General features: G+C 50.0%; 5 protein-coding genes. 1 reads left to right on the top strand and 4 read right to left on the bottom strand.

The features are described from left to right. Positions 1-34 precede the first annotated feature (34 nt). Positions 35-235, bottom strand: a complete 201-nt coding sequence (locus VE954_RS33585; protein WP_324961292.1) for a hypothetical protein — start codon at positions 233-235, stop codon at positions 35-37. A 163-nt stretch (positions 236-398) separates the two neighbouring features. Between VE954_RS33585 and VE954_RS33580 the strand changes: the two genes are divergently transcribed. Further along, a complete protein-coding gene (locus VE954_RS33580) occupies positions 399-1,361 on the top strand; it encodes a tyrosine-type recombinase/integrase (RefSeq protein WP_324961290.1) in 963 nt (320 codons plus the stop codon). 456 nt (positions 1,362-1,817) lie between these two features. Here VE954_RS33580 and VE954_RS33575 read toward each other — a convergent pair whose 3' ends face one another. The 3 genes from VE954_RS33575 to VE954_RS33565 form a co-directional block, all read right to left on the bottom strand. Next, complete coding sequence (locus tag VE954_RS33575; RefSeq protein ID WP_324961288.1) at positions 1,818-2,537, bottom strand: hypothetical protein; 720 nt, start codon at positions 2,535-2,537, stop codon at positions 1,818-1,820. 315 nt (positions 2,538-2,852) lie between these two features. Then, the gene (locus tag VE954_RS33570) at positions 2,853-3,275 is read right to left on the bottom strand and encodes a hypothetical protein (RefSeq protein ID WP_324961286.1); all 423 of its coding nucleotides are present in this window, start codon (positions 3,273-3,275) and stop codon (positions 2,853-2,855) included. Continuing rightward, positions 3,272-3,463: hypothetical protein (locus tag VE954_RS33565; RefSeq protein WP_324961284.1), on the bottom strand; the 192-nt coding region annotated here is incomplete at its 5' end. The genes VE954_RS33570 and VE954_RS33565, both read right to left, overlap by 4 nt.

Genomic DNA, 3,463 nt, shown 5'->3' with positions numbered 1-3,463 from the left:
ATCGATTTCGAGCTGATCCATGAAAAACCAAAAATTAGAGTTTACTCTTAGTGCCGCTATAATCTGTTTCTTCCTCTTCGTCGTCATCAGGAGAGCTAGCCTGTCCACGCACCCGTCCATGTGATTTTCTCACTACCTTCTTCTTGGCAGCTTTTTTCTTGGTGGCTTTCTTAGCAGCTTTTTTCTTGCCAGCTCTTTTTTTGCCGACCCTTTTACTTGATTTCTTTTTTGCCATAAAGCGACCTCCAACAAAGCCATATATGGTCATTGTAGCATACCTATAGGCTGGCGATGATAGCTACCCCTGGTTAGCATTTTAAAAAACCGAAAGGTTGGAAGAAAACGCATTCTTCCAACCTTACGGCTCTGGCATACTCCAAAAAAATCAGGAGTTCCCAATGCTGGAAATATCTCAAAAGGATGTTGAGATTCTGCCAAACCTCCCGGCCCTGGACCCGAGGCTCGAGAAAACCATGCTGGCCTTCCTCCACTCCCGTGGCTCGGAGCTGACGAGCCGCGAGTACGCCCGCACGGGACGCGAATTTTTAGGGTTTGCCTTCCAGGACATGCAGAGCATCAGTGAACTCAGCCGCGATCATCTGATCCTCTATCAGAAATGGCTTAAAACCAGGGGTCAGGCGCAAAAGACCATCCTCAAAAAAATGTCGGCTGTTTCCTCCCTCTGCAGGCATCTTGCCCACGAGGGCTTTATCGAGCGCGACCTGAGTTATGGCCTGAAACGTCCGCGCTCCGACAACAAGCGAGAGACCGCCGACTTCAGTGACGATGAGGTGAGGCGGCTCTTTGCGGCACTCGATGGCAAGCGAAAATCCTTCACCTCCCACCGGGCGCTCCTGGCCGTGGGCTTCTACACAGGACTCAGGTCAGCGGAAATCAGGCACCTGAAGGTTCGGAATCTCGCCGAGGTCAAGGGGCACCGGATTCTCTCGCTCAGGATCAAGGGCGACAAACCTCACGAGATCCCGCTCAACCCCTTTGCCTTCCGCTGCATCACGGAACATATCGAGCGCCTCGGAGAGCTGGGGCTTGACGTGAAAAATCCTGAGCAGTGGCTCTTCCCCTCGCTCAGTCCCATCCGCAATCAACCCATATCCGCGACGGCGCTCGAAAAAATTCTGAAAAATCTCGTGAAGAATTCAGGCATCAGGTGCTCGACAGTGAGGCGCTACTCGCCCCACTCGATGCGGGCCACGCTCGCGGGGCACCTCTTGAATGTGGTCGAAGCGCCGCTTGATCAGGTGCAGCGGACCCTGGGCCACAGCTCGCCCGCGACCACCATCAAATACAATAAACGGGAAGCTGACCACGACAAAAATCCCGTCTACCGCATCGAATACTGATCCTGGATGACAGAGGGCATTTGCAGGCCAGTGAAGAGGACTTTGGCAAACTGGCTCGCGCCAAGTGACTAAACGACGAGGGCGCTGCTGAAAACCTGTATCAACCTTAGAACTGCTGAAGCTTCTGATTGCGTGAGAGATCTTGCACAGGAATTAGCACAGAAAATTGCAGCGAAGTCTGAAGCTGATGTCTTGAACAATGAGCCGACGGACTCGTCGCTGCTTTATGACTGTATCCAGTCAGCCAATGTACAGTTTGAAACCCTGCGCTCACAACATGAGGTTAAGGTATTTTCTGACGTAAAAACGAGGGTGGCGTGCCAGACCCAATTTATTTTTCTGGATCTCTACAGTTGCTGGAGAATCTGCCAGCGGTGCCAGGCTATTCGCCGTATCCTGCCATGATCTCTCCATATCGAGGGCCTTAAGATCCTAGTTGCAGCGTATCCGTGACATTTATTCAAAGGCATCTACGACAATGTACCCGTTCAGATTCGCGCTCGGATACCTTGACTTTACGTCTTGGATATCCCACCTAAAATGCGCGGGGATGTTCTGATTGGAGCAGACAATCACGTCCTCCTCACCAAGCTTATCGAAATTGTCACTGACTATTTGTTTCTCAACTTTTCTAAGATCCCATGTCTTGAACTTATAAAATTGCCTTATCAATAGCATGCAAACCTCACCAGCAGGAACCTGGACCTTAGACGGTTCCAGTATCGTACGGGTCAACCTGGTCCAGCTTGGGCTTAGCACTGCGACACGGGGATTGAAAAAATTATCCTCATAATCAATATCCATGCGATTTATCGCTATGCGCACACATCGCTCAAATTCGGCGCGATCCTTTGCCTCCTCTGGGGGTGATATCTCAAGCATAGTTAACTTGCTGGAGGATGGCCCATCAAGCTTGATGGCTGCCTTTAGTTCTCCTGCAAGCCTGCTGTTCGAACTGTCCATAAAACAATGATCAAACCGGGCCCGATCATCAAACAACGCTGACCGTGTTTTTTCGAGCAGAGTGCTCAATGACGCCAATCTTGATTTCCGTTCCGCCAGATGATCCTCGTATGAGAAGGGGATTCGTGACTGTGCAGAAACACACGAGACCAAAGCCGTAAATCCAAGGAATGAAAGTCCCAACATCAGGTTATTGCGAAAACCGTAGCTCATGAGATTTCCTTTAGCTTTGTAAGGACGCCGACATTAATCTTCCGTCACCTGATACCGCGATATCCTTTCCTAAGGCACCGAACGATACCTGTATCGTCCCAGCCTTTGGTTTTCCAGGCTTTAAATACAAGCCCTTCGATTTGAGGGTCATGTCCTTCAAGCACCTGTATGCATTCTTCATATTTTCTGAGAAGACGGATGAGTTTGATATGGGGTGAAAAGCGATAAATATCCATCAGAAGCCTATAGCGCTCTTCGTATGAGGAGCGAGTTAGCGCCCCCTTGATTGTCTTATTTGCCTGGCGGCCGATTGTCCTATCTTTTGGCACGAGTGCCTTCCAGGACGGAGATAACTCCGAAACGACGAAGATCATAAAGAGTCACAACACTCTGGGCACACTTCCGCACCTCATCCTCGCGCCAGGCTACATCAATTTCACGGAGGTTACAAATCCTTCCCGCTTCCTCGGCCGTATAAAGACCGGCTGCATCCAAATTGAAAGTATAACCTTTTTCATCTGCTTTCCACCAGAGTACGTAGTCCCCACTCGATTCCTTGCATTGAATTAAAAAACGAGACTTGGGTGCCCTAGACTCCTGAGCTTCAGGCCCTTCGATTTCATGAAGCACAAGACAAGTGTTGTCTTTCAAATACAGAAGCGCTGCCTCGGCAGTCGAAAACTCGATATGATTTATCGCGCCCGACAGAGGTCGCTCAATGGATAGTTTCCAGGTCATACTTCTGTCCTTTCCGCTGCAAAATTGTTGCCACAATCCTGTCCCAATTCCGAAGACGTCCGCGACGCCATGGTCACATCAAACAATCGAATCACATCGTCCCAGCTGACACAGCTCTGTCCCTTGGATCCATCAAGATACATGGCACATCGCTTATGATTCATCCCAACCACACGTCCCCATTGGCC

The sequence above is a fragment of the Oligoflexus sp. genome (assembly GCF_035638955.1).
Taxonomy (GTDB): Bacteria; Bdellovibrionota_B; Oligoflexia; order Oligoflexales; family Oligoflexaceae; genus Oligoflexus.
The sequence above is the reverse complement of the archived record's forward strand: the minus strand, read 5'-3'. Positions and strand labels throughout refer to the sequence as shown.